Origin of the sequence: Aeromonas sp. QDB54 (assembly GCF_027707385.1) — a bacterium.
Taxonomy (GTDB): domain Bacteria; phylum Pseudomonadota; class Gammaproteobacteria; order Enterobacterales; family Aeromonadaceae; genus Aeromonas; species Aeromonas hydrophila.
This window is the reverse complement of sequence record NZ_JAPCIT010000001.1, coordinates 63,512-81,291: the sequence shown is the minus strand read 5'-3', so window position 1 is coordinate 81,291 and position 17,780 is coordinate 63,512. Positions and strand designations below refer to the sequence as shown.

The window sequence follows — 17,780 nt, the reverse complement described above, 5'->3', positions numbered from 1 at the left end:
TGCCGGGCGTTTTTCTTTGCGCAAAGAGCGAGCTACCGCCCCTCATTACTTGGCGGCGGCGCGCGCCTGGGTCAGCCAGTCGTTCACCAGCGCCTCGTGGCCCTTGAGCCAGGCGTCGGCGTGACGCTCCACGTCCACCGGCTTGTTCTGCCCCTTGTTCATCAGGCCGTTCTGCACGTTGATGTCATTGAGCGGCAGCTTGACGATGGAGAACAGCCTGGCGGCTGCCGGGTTGGCCTCGGCGAACTGCTTGTTGGCGACGATGTGCATGGTGTTGACCGGGAAACCGTAGTTCTTGCCGTTTGGCAGCCGGGTCTTGGCCGCATCAGGGCCGTCGGCGGGCACCTCCAGCCACACCACGTCCTTGCCCGGCACCAGCTCGCTGCTGAGCCAGTAGGGAGTCCAGGTGTAGTAGAGCACCGGCTTGCCGGCCTGGTAACGGGCACGGGTATCGGCGATCAGCGCCGCGTAGTTGCCCTGCTTGTGGGTGACGGTCGGGGTCAGGCCAAACCCGGCCAGATGACGGTTGATCGCCTCTTCGCAGCCCCAGCCCGGGTTGCAGCCCACCAGATCGGCCTTGCCGTCGCCATCGCCGTCAAACAGCGCCGCCAGCTTGGGATCCTTGAGCTGACCCAGGTTGGTGATGCCGTAGCGGGTCGCGGTCTGCTTGTCGATGAGATAGCCCTGGGCGGCCCCGGCCACATAGGTGCCCTCGCGGAAGAACACCTTGTCACCCCCCGCCTGTTCATACTTGTTGTTTTGCAGCGGTATCCAGTTGAAGGCGAGGAAGGTGCCATCCCCCTGCGCCACCGAGGCGTAGGCCACGTTGTAGTCCACCTCCTGGGCCGGCTGGACGTCATAGCCCAGGCGTGCCATCAGCTTGCTGACCAACAGGGTCTGAAAGCTCTCCTCCGGCAACGAGCTTTGCAGGGGCTGGACGCGCACGCCCTCCCCCGGCAGCTCGGTGCTGGCCATGGCGAGCGGGCCGAGCAGTTGGGAGCTCAACAGCAGGGAACCCAGGGTCAGCGTCTTGGTGATGAGTCTCATGCATTTACTCCTTTGTAATCGATAGACTTGTCGCGGCCAAGCAGGCGCAGCAGCAGGGCGGCGGGGCCACGCTGATACCAGCGGCCGGTACGGCTGCGATCCGGCTGCCCCATCGCCTGGGTCAGGCGGTCGAGCACGATGGCCAGCAGCACGATGCCGAGGCCGCCGATGGAGGCGAGCCCCATGTCGAGCCGGCCGATGCCGCGCAGCACCATCTGGCCGAGGCCCCCCACCGCGATCATGGAGGCGATCACCACCATGGAGAGCGCCAGCATCAGGGTCTGGTTGACCCCGGCCATGATGGTGGGCATGGCGAGCGGCAGTTGTACCTTGAACAGCAGCTGGGAGGGGCTGGCACCGAACGAGTGGGCCGCCTCCACCAGATCGGCGGGCACCTGGCGAATGCCCAGCATGGTCAGCCGGATCATCGGCGGCAGCGCGAAGATGACGGTCACCACCACCCCGGGCACGTTGCCGATGCCGAACAGCATGACGATGGGGATGAGGTAGACAAAGGCCGGGGTGGTCTGCATCGCATCCAGCAGCGGCCGGGTCCAGCGCGACAGTCGCTCGCTCCTCGCCAGCAGGATGCCGACCGGCAGCCCGATCAGCACGCAGAAGAACAGCGAGGTCAGCACCAGCGACAGGGTCACCATGGCATCGGACCAGGCGCCGATCAGCCCCACCACCACCAGTGAGAACAGGGTTCCCAGCGCCATGCGACCGTTCACCAGTTGCCAGGCGATCAGGGTCAGCAGGCCGATCATCAGGGTGGAGGGCACCGTCTGCAGCAGATGGGTCATGCCGCCCAGCGCCAGCTCCACCGGCGCACGGATCAGCTGAAACACGGGACGCAGGTTGTCCACCAGCCAGCCGATGCCACCCTCGACCCAGCTATCCAGTGGCACCAGCGCCTGCTGGAAGGGATCCAGCCAGTCGACGGCGGCAGTGGTGTCGACCGCCTCGATCTGGTTCTGCCAGTCGGTAGCCTCAGTGTCGGTACTGCCCCAGGGATCGGCAACCTCGGTGGCAGCTGTACTGGCCCCCCAGGGGTCGGCTGCCGCCTCATCGGCACGCAGGGAGGGACTCGCCAGCAGCACCAGGGCCAGCAGCCCGCTCAGTAAAAAATGGGGATTCATCCGCTTCATGCCGGGGTACTCCTGTCCAAGGTGTTCAGCAGGTTGGCCTTGGAGATGAGGCCCAGGTAAGTGCCATCCTCCTCGACCACGGGCACCTGACAGGGGGCGGCCGCCACCTGGCTGATCAGTTCGTTGAGGGCGGTGTCCGCCAGAATGGGCTGGATGTCCGCCAGCAGCGCCTGCTCCAGGCTGCCTTTGGCCCTGACCGCCTGACCGAGCGACTCCACCGAGACGACCCCGATGAAGCGGCGCCGGCGATCCACCACGTAACCGAACTCCCGCTCCTGCTCCTTGAGCTGGCGCAGGGCGTTGCCGGGCCCGTCGGTGGTGTGCTTCTTGATGAGCGGCATCTGCTTGCGGCTGGCCACGTCGCGGGCGCTGAACACGTTGGCGAGATCCACCCCGCGAAAGAAGGCGCGCACATAGTCGTTGGCGGGCTGGTTGAGGATCTCGTCCGGGGTGCCGACCTGCACCAGCTGGCCGTCCTGCATGATGGCGATGCGATCGCCGATGCGCATCGCCTCGTCCAGATCGTGGGAGATGAAGACGATGGTGCGCTGCTGGCTGGCCTGCAGCTTGAGCAGCTCATCCTGCATCTCGGTGCGGATCAGCGGATCCAGCGCCGAAAAAGCCTCGTCCATCAGCAAGATGTCGGGGTCGTTGGCAAGCGCCCGGGCCAGGCCGACCCGCTGCTTCATGCCGCCAGAGAGGGCATCGGGGAAGGCATCAGTCCACTGACCCAAGCCCACCTGATGGAGCGCCTGACGGGCGCTCTGCTGGCGCTCCGCCAGTGGCACTCCGGCCAGCTCCAGCCCGAAGGCGGTGTTTTCCAGCACGCTCAGGTGCGGCATCAGGGCGAAGGACTGGAATACCATGCTGATCTTCTTGCGTCGCACCTGACGCAGCTCGCTGTCGGAGATGGCGGCGATATCCTCGCCATCGATCAGCACCTGGCCGCGGGTCGGCTCGATCAGCCGGTTGAAGAGACGCACCAGGGTGGATTTGCCCGAGCCGGAGAGGCCCATCACCACGAAGATCTCCCCTTCGTCGATGGCCAGATTGACATCCTGGACCCCCAGGGTCTGCCCGGTTTTTTGCAGGATGCTGGCGCGGTCATGCCCTTTCGCCAGCAATTTGAACGCTTTTTCCGGCTGATCGCCGAAGATTTTGTAGAGTGATTTAACCTCGAGTTTGACTGTCATATTGTCCTTTTTTCTTGGCCGACGACTTGTCAGGCAAACCGTCGAACGTGAGCCAATTACTTTTAACACTAAGTAATTTTCAGCCAAAACAAAAGAACCAAAGGAGTCCACGCACACACAAAAACAAATAATTAGTTTATTTTCAATGTATTATGTTTATACATAAAAATATAAATTGATATAGCCAGGCCACGCCGCACGAAAGAATTTATTAGATAACTAATCGGTTTTGTATTTTGATAAACCAAGAAAGGTGGAAATTTGGCAGATTGGAGGGGACCGCTAGACAGGATCCGGCACAGCCCGAGGGGATGGGTAAATGATTACAGCTCTATTGATAGGCAAGCAAAAGATAAGGGAATGCGGGAAGACGGTTGAGCGAAGCATTGAGAGTGCCCCACCTACCGGACAGCCCTGTGAAAAAGGACTGCAAAATACCGAGGCTAGATAACAGGCCATGCCCTGCTATCTAGCAACCAGTAGGAAACCTTTTTGAATTGCCTTGTACGAGCTTTTGCAATAGTAACCGCAGTCACTGTTATCTTGTTTTCATGTGGTCTTGAGTACATCACCCCGCCGCGGTGGCCACTTAGGGAGACCTTGGGCCAGTACCGCCTCCAAATCGTGCAGACCAGGCCAGACACCGGGCGCGGCGGATGCGGGGGGCTGGCACATCTGTGCCAACAATGTCGGAGCTTCGGGATAGTGAGTGGCAAAGTGGCGCGGCAGGGCTTCATAAGGCCACACCTCGGCGGGGTCCTCCAGCGCAGGTGGCAGCACATCAAAAGGCGCGACCATCAGGGGATGACGAACTACCGGCAAGGGCAACCCCACCCATTGACGCAGGCGCAATACCAACAGTACCTCCAGCGGCCAGTAGTGCCACCAGCCGATGATCGCCTCCTCTCGATGAAAACGGGGATCCTTGAGCCCGCCGTAAGTGTGCAAATGGCATGCCTGGGTCAACAAGTGTCCCACCGTTCCCACATCTTCACTGTCCCACAAGGTCAACAGCGCCAGATAAAGCGGCTCCTGAGCCAAATCGACACCAAGTGGCAAGGGCCTCCACCCCAGAAAGCGGCTGGTTAGCTGCAAGGCAAAGGTTTCTATAAAATAGGGGCGAATATATTCATTCGCGATGCAAATAGTCGGGGCGCTATGAGCCAACGCCACACAATCAGTCAAACGACGGCGATCACCAAGTAAAGCTAGGTGCATTGCCACAAAGCCTATACGATGAAATTTGAAACCAGCATCGGGTTTTAATTGACCAGATTGTTTACTTCGATACAGCTCTATCTGGTAGTAACACACCAGTTGCCAATAGAGCAGAGGATAGCGGCGATATGCCGTTTGTGGCCAACGGCCTGCCAGCAGGCTTGTACCCAGCAAGTGATCCAGCTCCGCCAGGCAAACACTCTCAACCCTTGGCAACATCGCGTATTCATCCCCTTCAGGAACGGGGATATTGGCGAGCGTCTTGTCAATCCATTGTCTATCTGCATCGTAAATATAATTTTCACTTGAAACCCTTGTTAGCAGCTTTTTACGACAATAGGGTTCTCGCTTGGGAAAACGGGGCCAGGAAGCGTAATCAAATTGGGCGAGCAGGGTGGTCAGGCAAGGAGACATACAGATTCTCTTATGGGGTCGATGAGGATGCCGTGGCACTCTTTCTGCGCGGTGTGGGAGCATCACCCCGCTGTGGCGGCCATTTGGGCACACCACGTGATAGCACCTGTTCCAGTTCACTCAGCGTTGGCCAGACACCGGGCGCGGCGGATGCGGGGGGCTGACACATCTGCGCCAACAGTGCCGGGGCTTCGGGATAGTGAGTGGCAAAGTGCCGCGGCAGGGTTTCGTAAGGCCACACCTCGGCGGGATCCTCCAGCGCAGGTGGCAGCACATCAAAAGGCGCGACCATCAGGGGATGATGAACTACCGGCAAGGGCAACCCCGCCCATTGACGCAGGCGCAATACCAGCAGCACCTCCAGCGGCCAGTAGTGCCACCAGCCGATGATCGCCTCCTTTCGATGGAAACGGGGATCCTTGAGCTCGCCGTAAGTGTGCAAATGACATGCCTGGGTCAACAAATGTCCCACCGTGCCCACATCTTCACTGTCCCACAAGGTCAACAGCGCCAGATAGAGCGGCTCCTGAGCCAAGTCGACGCCCAGTGGCAAGGGCCCCCATCCCAGAAAGCGACTGGTGAGCTGCAAGGCAAAGGTTTCTATAAAATAGGGGCGAATAAACTTAGTCGCTGGGCAGATAGCCGGGGCGCTATGAGCCAATGCCACACAATCCGTCAAACGACGGCGATCACCGAGCAAGGCCAGCAACATCGCCACATACCCCATGCGCCCAAAGTCAAATCCTGCATGAGGCTGCAACAGGTTCAACTGTCTGCTGCGATGCAACTCTATCTGGTAGTAACGCACCAGTTGCCAATAGAGCAGTGGATAGCGGCGATATTCTGTATGTGGCCAACGGCCTGCCAGCAGGCTTGTACCCAGCAAGTGATCCAGCTCCGCCAGGCAAACACTCTCAACCCTTGGCAACACCGCGTATGCATCCCCTTCAGGAACGGGGATATTGGCGAGCGTCTTGTCAATCCATTGTCGATCTCTATCGTGAAATTGATTCTCACTTGAAACCCTCGCTAGCAGCTTCTTGCGACAATAGGGTTCTCGCTTGGGAAAGCGGGGCCAGGAAGCGTAATCGAACTTGGCGAGCAGGGCGGCAATAGGCACTGTTGAATCACTATCCATGTCATTCACTCAAAAAACGTCAACCCATTATTGAATAGGGGTCACACGACCATACTGGTCTCAGCGCCGCTGCCAGGTCTCGAAACAGTAGGTGTGGGGATTCTTCTCGTCGGGCTGATGTGACTCGCGCTCGATGCACGACCAGTCGTTCTCGTCGAAGGCCGGGAAGCGGGTATCCCCCTCCACCGCCAGATCGATGCGGGTCAGATAGAGCCTGTCGGCCCGTGGCAGCAGCTGGCCGTAGAGATGACCGCCCCCGATCACCATCAGCTCCGCGACGTCACTATCCGCCAGCAGGGCCAGTGCGGCCTCCACCGAGTCGATGACCTCCACGCCGTCGGCCCGGTAGTCGGGGTTGCGGCTGATCACCAGATTGCGGCGGCCAGGCAGCGGCCGCCCGATGGATTCAAAAGTCTTGCGCCCCATCAGCACCGGCTTGCCCAGGGTCACCCGCTTGAAGTGGGCCAGATCCGCCGGCAAGTGCCAGGGCATCTGGTTGTCCAGCCCTATCACCCGATCGTGGGCCATGGCGGCAATCATGGAAATCATCATGGGGTCAACCTCTCGAACCGTCGTCAGATAATGGGGCGGTTACGGTACACGACCAGAGAGGGGATCGCCAAACCGAAACTCAGGGCCCCCACGATAAACAGCGCCTTGAGGCCGTTTTCCACCGCGCTCTGGATAAGCTCCATGGTCACTCCGGAGATATTGAGCTCTACCACCGCGATCATCGCCTTGAACGCATAGCTGCCCGGGATCATTGGGATGATGGAGGCGACGCTGAACACAGGGCGCGGCGCCAGCAGCCGGCGCGACCAGTAGACGCAGACAAAACCGACCGTGGTCGCCGCCGCCAGGGTGGCCCACTCGATAGGCATGCCCTGATGGATCAGCAGGGTGCGCAGGCTGTGAGCCAGCGCGCCGCCCATGGCGCAGTACTTCAACATCCGTGGCGGCACGTTGAACAGCATGGCAAACCCCACCGCCGGAATGGCCGACCAGAAGGCATCCTTGGCCAGCAGCCAGATGAAATCCATCATACCTTCCACCCCCAGATGCCGGTCACCGACATGGCGAGCATGATCCCGATATGGTTCCGCACGCTGATGGATAGCCGGTTTCCCCCGATCAACAGAGTCGATACAACGTCAAAGCTCTTCATACCTTCCACCCCCAGATGCCGGTCACCGACATGGCGAGAATAATCCCTATCGCCGCGCTGATGGTCAGCAGGGTCGCCGTGCCCCAGCGGGCCAGCCCCATGTTGAAGTAACCCTTCACCATGTCGGAGACAGCGTTGATGAGCGGAAAGCCCGGCACCAGCAGCAGTACGCTGGCTGCCATGGCGAGATAGGGCTGCGCCCCCCAGTTGAAGAAGGTGGCGCTGGAGGCGAGCAGGGTGGCGATGAAACCGGTGGCGGCAAAGTTGATGAGGGGGCTGTGGTGATGGCGGGCGATCAGCTGGCGTACCCGCATGGCGACCGAGGCCGAGAAGCAGGTCACCAGGAAGATGGGCCAGTCACCGCCGAACAGCAGGCTGAAGGCGCCGCAGGAGAGCCCCACCATGGGCACCACCAACCAGGGGTGGTAATGGAACGGCACTATGGCATCGAGCCGCTGACGCACTTCCCGCGCGCCGATCAGCTCCTTCTCCGCCATGATGCAGATGCGCTGGATCTCGCACACCACCTGCATGTTGATGCCATGCTCGCGCACCCGCCGGGTGGTGGTGACGCAGCTGCCCTGATAGAGGCTGGTGAGCACGATGGCGCTGGAGGAGATGGCCATCTCGACGCTCTCCAGCCCGAGCGCCATGCCGAGCCGGACCGTGGTCTGCTCGATGATGCGACTCTCGGCGCCGAACTGGGCCAGCATCTGGCCCACCTTGACGATAATGCGGGTGATTTCCGTCTGCTGCTCCCGCGACAGCACCCGTCTTGGTGTGATACTTCTCATAATCCCTTCGAGTCGTAGCAAATTAAAAAAGTCTCGCCATATTAGCCTAACAATCGGCGCCATACATCTACACATATCACGCCAATAACCAAACTCAAATAAAATAAAAGGCGACACAAAAATACATCAAATGGATTACAAATCACGCCAAACTGTTCAACGTTGGTCAGCCGGCCTCACCCGGCAACCGAGCAGAATAACGGGGATATATTTCAATAATTACTCTGGAATAATATTATTTTTTCTTGCGGTAATAATTGCTGAAATAGAGGACATTGTTCTCCTTATATTCCGGCAATGGTTCAGCATAATCAGGATCATTGAGATGAACCATTTCACAACGCATGGAATAAAAGGAGTCGTGCATCATGGCGGCAATCCGGATGCAGCTGTCCAGGTTGTTTTTGGCCAGCTGGCGCTGACAGTCGATGCGAAATTGCAGACCGCGCAGACGCATTTGCTGCTGCGGGCTGACCCGGTCGATCAGCCCCTCAATCTGCTGCTGCAGCAACTCGTCGAGCCGCTCGGGCTCCGCCACCGCCAACCGTTTCAAGGTATCAAAATCAGGCAACTCCATATGCCCTCCCGCGGCCAGCCGCTGCATGGTGATACTCAAACAACAACAATCGGTTCATATTTTCACCAATCGCATATGGAGTTATATAAGCCGAACCCCGCCGCGGTTCAATCCACCGGGCCCGCTTTCCCCTCCTCTTGCGCCAAAAGATGACGGCGCTGTGGGACCTCAGGCGGGTTATTCGTTATGGATCAACCGATTATTCCTGAATATCGATGGCGGGTTCGTTTATACATTTTTGGCACGGCAATATGCCGATGTTATGTCTTATTGAAAGGAGGCTGCCAATATGGCTTGCCATTTGACGCTCGCCTTCGCGCCACCATCCGGCTGATTTAACATATCTTGCTGATTATGTTATTTTATTTGCCACTTATAGCGGCAACCAAGAGCAGACCATGAGCAAGGCAAGAATCGGTATCGTCACCGTCAGCGATCGCGCCAGTGCAGGCATCTACGAAGACCTGTCCGGCAAGGCCATCATCGACACGCTGAACGCATATTTGACCTCGGTGTGGGAGCCCGTCTATCAGGTGATCCCCGATGAACAGGAGCAGATCGAAGCGACCCTGATCCGGCTGGCGGACCAGGAGCAGTGCAGCCTCATCGTCACCACCGGCGGCACCGGGCCGGCCAAGCGGGACGTCACCCCGGAGGCCACCGAGGCGGTGTGCGATCGCATGATGCCGGGCTTTGGCGAGCTGATGCGGGCCGAATCCCTCAAGTTCGTGCCGACCGCCATCCTGTCGCGCCAGACCGCCGGCTTGCGCGGCAGCTCGCTCATCGTCAACCTGCCGGGCAAGCCGAAATCGATCCGCGAGTGCCTGGATGCGGTCTTCCCCGCCATCCCCTACTGCATCGACCTGATGGAAGGCCCCTATCTCGAGTGCGACGAGACCGTCATCAAGCCGTTCCGTCCGAAGAAATAAGGGCTGACTGGACGGGGGATTTGAACCCCCGTCCAGCGTTTATTTGCGGCCGTATACCTTGACCCCGGCCTTGCTCCCTTCCGAATTGCCGTATACCTCGATCCGCTTGATGCAGAGCCGGCTGCCGAGGGATTTCCACCCCGACTCCTGATCCTCTTTCAGATCCTTGTCGAAATAGAGGGTCTTGCTGCGATCATTGCCATAAAACACCTTGACCCGCTCCAGGGTCAATTCCCGCCCTGCCTTGACCATGATGGATTTGGTCGGCCGGCAGGCGAGCATGGGAATGATGGCGGGATGATCGCCGACCCCGAGCAGAATGGTCTTGCCCAGCCGAAATTCATCATCAGCCATGGCGGGGGCGGCCAGCGCCCACAACAAGCTGGATAGCAGAACGCCCTGCAGGACACGCAGCCGCGCGGCGGCACAAGAAAAACCAGATAACAAAGACATGATGCCTCCCGAAAAAAACGGGGGGCATATTAATTCATCAAGGCTAAACCCAGCCTGTACCGACGCCCTGCCAGGCAGGGCACCGATACTCAGGACCAGCGTTTGAAGATGAGGGAGGTGTTGATGCCGCCGAAGGCGAAGTTGTTGGACATCAGGTACTCCACCGCCAGCGTGCGGCCGCTGCCCACCACGTGATCGAGCGGGGCGCAGGCCGGGTCCGGCTCGGTCAGATTGATGGTGGGGGCAAACCACCCCTCCTGCATCATCTCCAGCGCCAGCCAGGCCTCGATGGCACCGCAGGCCCCCAGGGTGTGGCCGAAGTAGCTCTTGAGGGACGAGATGGGGGTACGGTCGCCGAAGATGGCGGCGGTGGCGTGGCTCTCGGCAATGTCACCGCGCTCGGTGGCGGTGCCGTGGGCGCTGATGTAGCCGATGTCGGCGGCCGTGAGCCCGGCCTGGGCCAGCGCCATCTCCATGCAGAGCTGCATGGTCTCCTGCTGGGGCTGGGTCACATGGGCAGCATCGCAGTTGGTGGCAAAGCCCACCAGCTCGGCGAGGATGGTGGCGCCGCGCGCCTGCGCATGCTCCAGCTCCTCCAGCACCAGGGTGCCGGCCCCCTCGCCTATCACCAGCCCGTCCCGCTGCCGGTCAAACGGACGCGGCGCCAGCTCGGGATTGTCGTTCATCTGGCTGGTGGCAAACAGGGTATCGAACACCACGGCCTCCGACGGGCAGAGCTCCTCCGCCCCGCCAGCCACCATCAGGGTCTGGTAGCCGTGCTTGATCGCCTCATAGGCGTAGCCGATGCCCTGGCTGCCGGAGGTACAGGCGCTGGAGGTGGGAATGACCCGCCCGCGCAGACCGAAGAACAGCCCGGTGTTGACCGCCGCCGTGTGCGGCATCATCTGCACATAGGTGGTGGCCGTGATGCTGGCGGTGCTCTTGTCGTTGAGCATGACCCCGAAGGCGCGGATGGGGTCCGTGCTGCCGGTGGAAGAGCCGTAGGCGATGCCGGTGCGTCCGTCGGTGAGCACCGGGTTGTCCAGCAGCCCCGCCTGCGCCAGCGCCAGCTCACTGGCGACGGTTGCAAGCTGTGAAACCCGCCCCATGGCACGGGTCTTCTTGCGCGGATAATGAGCCGGCAGCGTGAAGTCCGGGATGGGGGCCGCCAGCCGGGTGTTGAGGCCGTCGTAGATGGCCCACTCCGGCATGTTCACCACGGCGTTGCGCCCCGCCTGCAGGCGAGCCCGCACACTCGGCCAATCCCGCCCGAAGGCGGTCACCCCGGCCATGCCGGTCACCACGACCCGCTTCATACCATGCCCCCGTTGATGGAGATGACCTGGCGCGTGACATAGCCGGCGATGTCGGACATCAGGTAGGAGACCAGCCCGGCCACCTCGTCGGCCTGCCCCATCCGCTTGAGCGGGATCAGCTTCAGCGCCTCCGCCTTCACCTCTTCGTCCACCATGCCGGTGTCGATGAGGCCGGGGGCCACGCAGTTGACCGTGATCTTGCGCTTGGCAAGCTCGAGGGCCAGCGCCTTGGTGGCGCCCATGATACCCGCCTTGGCGGCGCTGTAGTTGACCTGGCCCCGGTTGCCCATCAGCCCGGATACCGAGGAGATGGTCACGATGCGCCCACCCCGGCGCAGGCCGATCATCGGCATGATGCAGGGCTTGAGCAGGTTGTAGAAGCCGTCCAGGTTGGTGTGCAGCACCCCGTCCCACTCCTCGTCGGTGAGGGCGGGGAAGGCGCCGTCACGGATGATGCCGGCGTTGCAGACCACGCCGTAATAGGCGCCGTGCTCGGCCATGTCGGCCTCCAGCTGTGCGCGGCAGCCCTGCCGATCGGCGATGTCGAACTGGAGCAGGCGCCCCTGCCCACCGGCCGCCTGCAGGCTGGCCAGAGTGGCTTCGGCCCCGGCCCGATCGCTGTGGTAGTGCACCACGATGGAAAAACCGTCGGCCGCCAGCTTGAGGGCGATGGCGCGGCCTATCCCCTTGCTGGCGCCCGTGACCAATACGCTAGAGATCATGAAGCTTCCTCAGGCTAACAAATCGGACAATTCGCCGGGGCTCGGCTGGTAGGTGGAGAGTCGCGCCTGGGCGCACTCCTCCCCCGCCAGCAGGATCCGGCAATCAAAACTGGCCATGCCGCCGTCTTGCAACAGGCAGCAAGCCTCGATAGTGAGCAGGCTGCCGGCCGCAAAGACGGGGCGCAGGCAGCGGTACTTGCGACTGCCAAGCAGCATGCCGATGCGCACCGGCTCGCCGCGCAGACGCCCCTGCATGCCGGCCCAGGCGGCGATGGTCTGCGCCATCAGCTCGATGCCGACCCAGCCGGGCAGGTTGCCCTCGCTATCCAGCAGCAGGGCATGGCGGGCACCGATGCGGGTCTCGCAGCGCGCCTGCTGGGCATCCGCCGCGCAGAGCCGATCCAACAGCAGCATGGGGGCCTGGTGGGGCAGCAGGGTCTCGATGGCGGGCAGTGAACTTGGCTCATTCATGGTGAACGCTCCCAAGCAGCAGGCTGACATTGTTGCCACCGAAGGCAAAGGAGTTGGAGAGCACCCGGGGCGCCGCAAGCGGCACTTCGCCGCTCACCAGCCGGATGGGCGACAACGCCGGATCCGGCGTCATCACCCGCTGGGGCGGCAGCGGCAGAGCGCGCTCCAGCAGCAGGCAGGCGAGCGCGGCTTCGATGGCCCCCGCCGCCCCCAGGGCATGGCCGGTGAGCGGCTTGGTGGAGCTGCAGGGCACCTCGGCACCAAACAGCCGATGCACCGCCTGGCTCTCCATGGCGTCGTTGAGACGGGTGGCGGTGCCGTGCAGGTTGACGTAGCCCACCTGCGCCGGTGTCAGGCCCGCCTGGGCCAGCGCCATCTGCATGGCCGCCTCGGCGCCGATACCGTCTGGATGGGGCGCCGAGATGTGCCAGGCATCGGACGACTCCCCGGCCCCCAGCAGCGCCAGCGGCGCAGGCGTGCGGCTCAGCAGAAACAGCGCCGCCCCCTCGCCGATGTTGATCCCCTGGCGCGCCTCATCAAATGGCTGGCAGCGTGCACAGCTGAGGGACTCCAGGCTGTCGAAGCCGTTGAGGGTGAGCCCGCACAGGCTGTCGGCGCCACCCACCAGCACGGCATCCACCAGCCCGGCCGCCAGCAATCGCTGGCCGCTGATGAAGGCGCGCGCGCTGGAGGAGCAGGCGGTGGAGATAGTCCAGGCCGGCCCGGTCAGGCCGAGGTGGCGGGCCAGAAATTCGGACGGCGAACCCAGCTCCTGCTGGCGATAGTCAAAGGCGGGCGGCACGGCCTCCCCGCGCCGGGCGGCGGCCACCGCCAGCTCGGCCTCGCCGATCCCGGCGGTGCTGGTGCCAAGCACCAGCCCCACTCGAGCAGAGCCATGGGCCGCCAGCGCCTCGTCGAGGGCGGGCCGCACCTGAGCCAGCGCCGCCAGCAGCAGCTGGTTGTTGCGCGAGGCGTAGGGGACCAGCGCCGCCGGTATGGCCGGCAACTCGCCCTCCACCCGCCCCACCGGGGTCTGACGGCCATCCAGCAGCGGCGCCCGGTGGCGATCCAGCGGGCTCACGCCCGACTGCTGCCAGGCCAGCAGCGCCTCGGCGCTGGCATCGCGCCCGATTCCCAATGCCGAGACGAGGCCATAGGCGGCGATATAACAGCTCATTGGCTCAGGGTCTCCAGTTGCAGGCGATAGTGGAATACATGCTGCTGCAGGCCGACCGGCTCGCGCACGCCGTCGACGTCGCGGTAGCGGATTTCGGTGACCAGGGCACCGTCGGGGGCGCGCAGCCGGCGCAGCGGCCCCTCGTCGCGCAGCGTCCAGCCCGGTGGCAGCTGTGGCTGCCAGCTGGCCAGCGGCCAGTAGCAGAGCATCACGTCCGCCAGCACCTGACTCACCGGCGGCATGCCGGTGGTGAGCAGCGGGCTGAGCTGGCGGGTGGAGATCCCCTGCTGGTCATAGCGCACCAGGAACAGCCGCACCCCGCTCGGGGTCAGCCCCACCAGGGTCAGCTGGCGGCCGTCGGCCTCCAGCACCGTCATCAGCTGGTGAGTGCTCTCCCCCACGCTGGCGGTCAGCAGTTGCTGGCGATAGAAGGGGGCGGCCAGCACGGGGGCTGGCAGCGTCATGACGGTCCCCTTGTCGAGATAGGCGGTGGGGGTCGGCTGGCTGCTGCAACCAGCCAGCAAGAGAATGATAAAGGCGAACAGTGGTCTCATGGTTGCTCCTGCTCCCGGTGGCCCTGCACCGGCGGGGTGCATGCCGGCTTGTCCAATCCCTGTTTATCCAGCACCAGAGGCGACAACAGGAAGGCGGTAAAGATACCGCCGCTCAGCACCAGACCAAAGCCCGCGATGGCAGAGGTGTGGCTCAGCGCCAACAAACCGAACGAAAGCTGGGTGGTCAGGTTGGCCAGCAGGATGGCGAACATGGTCGAACGCTGGCGCAGAGGATCCCCGCCGCTGTAGGCGAAGAAGAGGCTGTAGTCGATGCCGATGCCGAAGATGAGGCTCATGGCCAGCACCCCGAACAGGGTGAGCGGCTGGCCGCAGGCGGCCAGCAGGGCCAGCCCGGACCCCAGCGAGAACCCGCTGATCAGCAGGATCCGCCCCCCCTTGCGCCAGCCGAAGCGGGCCCACAGCAGCCCCCCCACCAGGGCGATCGCCACCAGCAGCAGTTCGGTCAGCTTGACCCGGTAGTGGGCGAACAACTGGCTCCACTGATTGCGCGGATCCTGCCAGAACACCCCCTCCTGCCCCTCGGCCAGGGCCGCCACGGCGGCCGCATCGGTCACGCCATTGACCGGCAGCCAGAGCGCTACCCGGCCATCGGCCATGGTATGCCACAGCAGCCGGCTGCCCTCGCTGACCGGGCTGGCCAGCCACTGCTGCGGGGTCAGAGGGTGCCAGGGGCGAGGCTCGGCCTTGACCGGCACCCCGGCCTGGTTGAGCCGCGTCACCACCTCCGGCAACAGGCCCGTGAGGGCGGCGTGATCCGCCTGCTGGCGTGCCAGCGAGGGCAGCCACTGGGCCAGTGACACGAAGCCCGTCAGCTGACCCTCTGCCTTGGCTTCGGCCAGCTTGCGGCTCATGGTCTCGAGCCGCTGCAACGCCGTTTCACCATCGGCCGCCGTCACCAGGAAGCCGGTCATGCCCCCCTGCTGGCCGGTGAGGCGCTGGATCTGCCGCTCCTGGGCCTGCAGCTCGACTGGCAGCGGTTGCAGGCGGGCGATGTCGTCATCGACGGCCAGCCGGCTCAAGCCTGCGCCGATCAGGGTCAGCCAGAGCAGGGGCACACCCCAGCGCAAGAGACGCCACTCGCGCCACCATCTGAGCCAGAGCGCCATCGGCACCAGCACGCGCGCCTCCCGCTGGGGCAACTCCCCGAGCCAGAGCGGGTAGAGGCAGAGCACGGTAATGAACGATGCCGTCAGCCCCACCAGGGCGCACAGAGCCATCTGCTGCAGGCCGGGGAAAGGAGCGAGCCAGAGCAGGCCATAGCCGACCAGGGTGGCGAACAGTGCCATCGACAGGCTGGGCAGCAGGCGGGCACGGGTCTGGTGCGGACTCTCCTGCCGACCATGCAGGCGCCGCTCGGTCAGGAAGTGGATCCCGTAATCTATGATGCCGACCAGGCTGGAGCTGATCACCAGGGTGAACATGTGCACCTCGCCAAACCACAGCAGCACCGCCAATACCCCCCAGGCGAGGCCGACGGCGATGGGCAGCAGGGAGATCCAGAGCGCCCGCAACGAGCGAAACGCCAGCCACATCAGCAGCAAGACCCCGACCGTGGAGCCGAGCCCTATGGTGGAGATGTCCTGCTGGGCCAGCTCGCTGGCATGCTGGCTGTAGAAGAGAGTGCCACGGCGCAGCAGCTCCACCCCCGGAAACTCGGCCTTGAGGCGCTGCTCCGCCTCGTTGAGCCGGCTCAGCAGCTCGCTGTTGCGGGCAAGATCGAAGGCCGACAAGTCCAGCTCGGCGCGCAGCAGGTACCACTGCCGCCCGGCCTCATCCCGGCTGATCAGCCAGCCGTGGTCGAGGCGCAGGGGGCTGGCCATCTGTCCCTGCACCGCGGCCCGGGTCAGCAGCAGGGGATCGGCCTGCCACTCGGTGCGGGAGACACCGCCAAAGGGGCTGTAGATCTGGCCGAGCACCCACTGGCTCCAGGCCTCTGGCCCCGCGGCCAGCCGCGCCCGGCTGCCCTCGTCGAGGCGCTGCCAGCCATAGTCATAGATGAAGCCTTGCCAGGCGGAGGCCAGCTCCGGCTGGGCGGCGCGCACCGCGCTGAGCTCGGGCAGGGACTGCAGGTCTTTTGCCCACGCCTGCGCCGCGGCCTGGCCATCCTGCCCCGCCGGCAGGCTCAGCATCCAGACAAGCTGCCTGTCGACCTGGCGCAACAAGCCCTCACGCAGGGCGGGATCCAGCGCGGAGCGCTCCTCGTGGGGCAGCAGGTCCATCAGGCTGGTGTTGATGCGGCTGTGGGAGAGTTGCCAGCCGAGCAGCGCCAGCGCCAGCGCGCTGAGCAGCAGCCAGAGCCAGGAGAGCCAGCGCCAGGAGGTTTCAGCTTGCAGCAAGAGGAACTCTCCTCGTCCCGGCGGGGGCGCCGCGCTGGCGCGTCATCGTGCTAGTGGGCAGCAAAGCGGGCCTGCTCCTCAGGGGTCAATGGCAGGGCGCGATCTTGCCAGGCGGTGAAGCGGATGCGGGTGCTGTCACCCTGCTTGTCGGCGATGAGCAGCTGATCCAGCTGCCCCTGCCCGCTCAGGGTGAGGCTGGCAAACACCTTGTCGAGCGGTGCCAGGGTCGGCACCAGCACCAGCTGCCAGCCCGCCTCCGTGCTGTGAAAATCGATGCTGAAGTAGCGACTCAGGGTCGCCTCGTCCGAGCCGAACAGCGCCAGCAGCATCTGGCTGAACTCCAGCAGCTGGGGGTTGTCGATGACGGTGGCGGGCTGGCCCGCCATCTGCTGCACCATGCGGGTGGGCGTCAGGACAAGGGTCAGCGGAAAAGGTTTCTGCTGCTGCCACCAGAGCCCCTGATCACGCACCAGCAGCAGCTCGCCGGAGGCTTTGAGCGGCTGGCTCAGCCCCGCCACCTGCTTCTCCTGCTCGAAACGGGCCTGCTTGGCCTCGTTCAGGGCCAGCAACTGCTGCACCTCGGCCCGACTCAGGGGCGCCGCCTGCAGCGGCCATGTCAACAGCAAGAGCAGACCGGCCAGCAGCAGCCTTGTCAGCCGGCTCATTGGCTCACCCCCAGCTTGTCCAGCAGCACCTGGGGCGAGGCCAGGCACATCTCGCCGCTCGCCTTGCTGACCGCCACCTGGATGCTGTAACCCTTGCTGGTGCGGGTGCCGCTCGCGGCGTCGCTCAGCAGGTAGTCGATTTTCAGGCGGTTCTGGTACTCGGTCAGGGTGGCGCGCACCCGCACCCGCTGGCCGAAGCGCAGCGGCGCCAGGTACTTCATCCGGGTGTCGATGATGGGCCAGAGGTAGCCGGAGGCCTCCATCTGCGGGTAGTTGTAATCGATGAGGTCGAGCAGGGCGCAGCGGGCCAGCTCGATGTAGCGAAAGTAGTGACCGTGCCAGGCCACCGCCATCATGTCCACGTCGTGGAACGGGATGGTCACCTCGATCTCAGTACTGATCTGCCAGGGTTCATTCTGCATGGCTTGTCTCATCAATAGTG

19 protein-coding genes are annotated in these 17,780 nt (G+C 63.3%); 1 reads left to right on the top strand and 18 read right to left on the bottom strand.

Annotated elements, in window-relative coordinates:
- Positions 1-45: 45 nt before the first annotated feature.
- The 9 genes from proX to PG881_RS00340 all read right to left on the bottom strand — a co-directional run bounded on the left by proX (position 46) and on the right by PG881_RS00340 (position 8,694).
- On the bottom strand, positions 46-1,047 hold the full coding sequence (proX, locus tag PG881_RS00380; RefSeq protein ID WP_043162014.1) for a glycine betaine/L-proline ABC transporter substrate-binding protein ProX: 1,002 nt from the start codon (positions 1,045-1,047) through the stop codon (positions 46-48).
- Positions 1,044-2,195: a glycine betaine/L-proline ABC transporter permease ProW gene (gene proW, locus PG881_RS00375; RefSeq protein ID WP_270797725.1), complete on the bottom strand. Its 1,152-nt coding sequence runs from the start codon at positions 2,193-2,195 to the stop codon at positions 1,044-1,046. The genes proX and proW overlap by 4 nt, the downstream gene beginning before the upstream one ends.
- On the bottom strand, positions 2,192-3,388 hold the full coding sequence (proV, locus tag PG881_RS00370) for a glycine betaine/L-proline ABC transporter ATP-binding protein ProV (RefSeq protein WP_017409333.1): 1,197 nt from the start codon (positions 3,386-3,388) through the stop codon (positions 2,192-2,194). Before proV ends, proW begins: the two co-directional genes overlap by 4 nt.
- A gap of 549 nt (positions 3,389-3,937) precedes the next feature.
- Positions 3,938-5,020, bottom strand: a complete 1,083-nt coding sequence (locus tag PG881_RS00365; protein WP_270797722.1) for a hypothetical protein — start codon at positions 5,018-5,020, stop codon at positions 3,938-3,940.
- Between the two features lie 10 nt (positions 5,021-5,030).
- Positions 5,031-6,158, bottom strand: coding sequence for a hypothetical protein (locus PG881_RS00360; RefSeq protein ID WP_270797721.1), 1,128 nt, complete (start codon positions 6,156-6,158; stop codon positions 5,031-5,033).
- A gap of 60 nt (positions 6,159-6,218) precedes the next feature.
- Positions 6,219-6,710, bottom strand: a complete 492-nt coding sequence (gene folA / locus PG881_RS00355; protein ID WP_201885474.1) for a type 3 dihydrofolate reductase — start codon at positions 6,708-6,710, stop codon at positions 6,219-6,221.
- Between the two features lie 23 nt (positions 6,711-6,733).
- Complete coding sequence (locus PG881_RS00350) at positions 6,734-7,201, bottom strand: threonine/serine exporter family protein (protein WP_011707143.1); 468 nt, start codon at positions 7,199-7,201, stop codon at positions 6,734-6,736.
- Between the two features lie 118 nt (positions 7,202-7,319).
- A complete protein-coding gene (locus tag PG881_RS00345) occupies positions 7,320-8,117 on the bottom strand; it encodes a threonine/serine exporter family protein (protein WP_011707144.1) in 798 nt (265 codons plus the stop codon).
- Between the two features lie 235 nt (positions 8,118-8,352).
- Complete coding sequence (locus tag PG881_RS00340) at positions 8,353-8,694, bottom strand: DUF3135 domain-containing protein (protein ID WP_011707145.1); 342 nt, start codon at positions 8,692-8,694, stop codon at positions 8,353-8,355.
- Between the two features lie 398 nt (positions 8,695-9,092).
- Between PG881_RS00340 and mog the strand changes: the two genes are divergently transcribed.
- Positions 9,093-9,623, top strand: a complete 531-nt coding sequence (mog, locus tag PG881_RS00335; protein ID WP_270797720.1) for a molybdopterin adenylyltransferase — start codon at positions 9,093-9,095, stop codon at positions 9,621-9,623.
- Between the two features lie 39 nt (positions 9,624-9,662).
- Here the strand turns inward: mog and PG881_RS00330 are convergent, their stop codons facing one another.
- The 9 genes from PG881_RS00330 to PG881_RS00290 form a co-directional block, all read right to left on the bottom strand.
- A complete protein-coding gene (locus PG881_RS00330; protein ID WP_039214738.1) occupies positions 9,663-10,076 on the bottom strand; it encodes a DUF2541 family protein in 414 nt (137 codons plus the stop codon).
- An 89-nt stretch (positions 10,077-10,165) separates the two neighbouring features.
- Complete coding sequence (locus PG881_RS00325; protein ID WP_270797718.1) at positions 10,166-11,392, bottom strand: beta-ketoacyl-ACP synthase; 1,227 nt, start codon at positions 11,390-11,392, stop codon at positions 10,166-10,168.
- A complete protein-coding gene (locus tag PG881_RS00320; protein WP_043167653.1) occupies positions 11,389-12,114 on the bottom strand; it encodes a 3-ketoacyl-ACP reductase FabG2 in 726 nt (241 codons plus the stop codon). The genes PG881_RS00325 and PG881_RS00320 overlap by 4 nt, the downstream gene beginning before the upstream one ends.
- Positions 12,115-12,123: 9 nt before the next feature.
- A complete protein-coding gene (locus PG881_RS00315) occupies positions 12,124-12,585 on the bottom strand; it encodes an ApeP family dehydratase (RefSeq protein ID WP_102988094.1) in 462 nt (153 codons plus the stop codon).
- On the bottom strand, positions 12,578-13,762 hold the full coding sequence (locus PG881_RS00310; protein WP_270797715.1) for a beta-ketoacyl-[acyl-carrier-protein] synthase family protein: 1,185 nt from the start codon (positions 13,760-13,762) through the stop codon (positions 12,578-12,580). The genes PG881_RS00315 and PG881_RS00310 overlap by 8 nt, the downstream gene beginning before the upstream one ends.
- Entirely contained in the window at positions 13,759-14,316 is a 558-nt protein-coding gene (locus PG881_RS00305; protein WP_244088676.1) for a DUF3261 domain-containing protein, read from the bottom strand. Before PG881_RS00305 ends, PG881_RS00310 begins: the two co-directional genes overlap by 4 nt.
- Positions 14,313-16,673, bottom strand: a complete 2,361-nt coding sequence (locus PG881_RS00300; protein WP_270797710.1) for an MMPL family transporter — start codon at positions 16,671-16,673, stop codon at positions 14,313-14,315. The genes PG881_RS00305 and PG881_RS00300 overlap by 4 nt, the downstream gene beginning before the upstream one ends.
- 50 nt (positions 16,674-16,723) lie before the next feature.
- Positions 16,724-17,338 (bottom strand): outer membrane lipoprotein carrier protein LolA, encoded by a 615-nt coding sequence (locus PG881_RS00295; RefSeq protein WP_270797708.1) that lies wholly within the window; start codon positions 17,336-17,338, stop codon positions 16,724-16,726.
- Positions 17,335-17,760: an acyl-CoA thioesterase gene (locus tag PG881_RS00290; protein WP_042065889.1), complete on the bottom strand. Its 426-nt coding sequence runs from the start codon at positions 17,758-17,760 to the stop codon at positions 17,335-17,337. The genes PG881_RS00295 and PG881_RS00290 overlap by 4 nt, the downstream gene beginning before the upstream one ends.
- Positions 17,761-17,780: the final 20 nt, after the last annotated feature.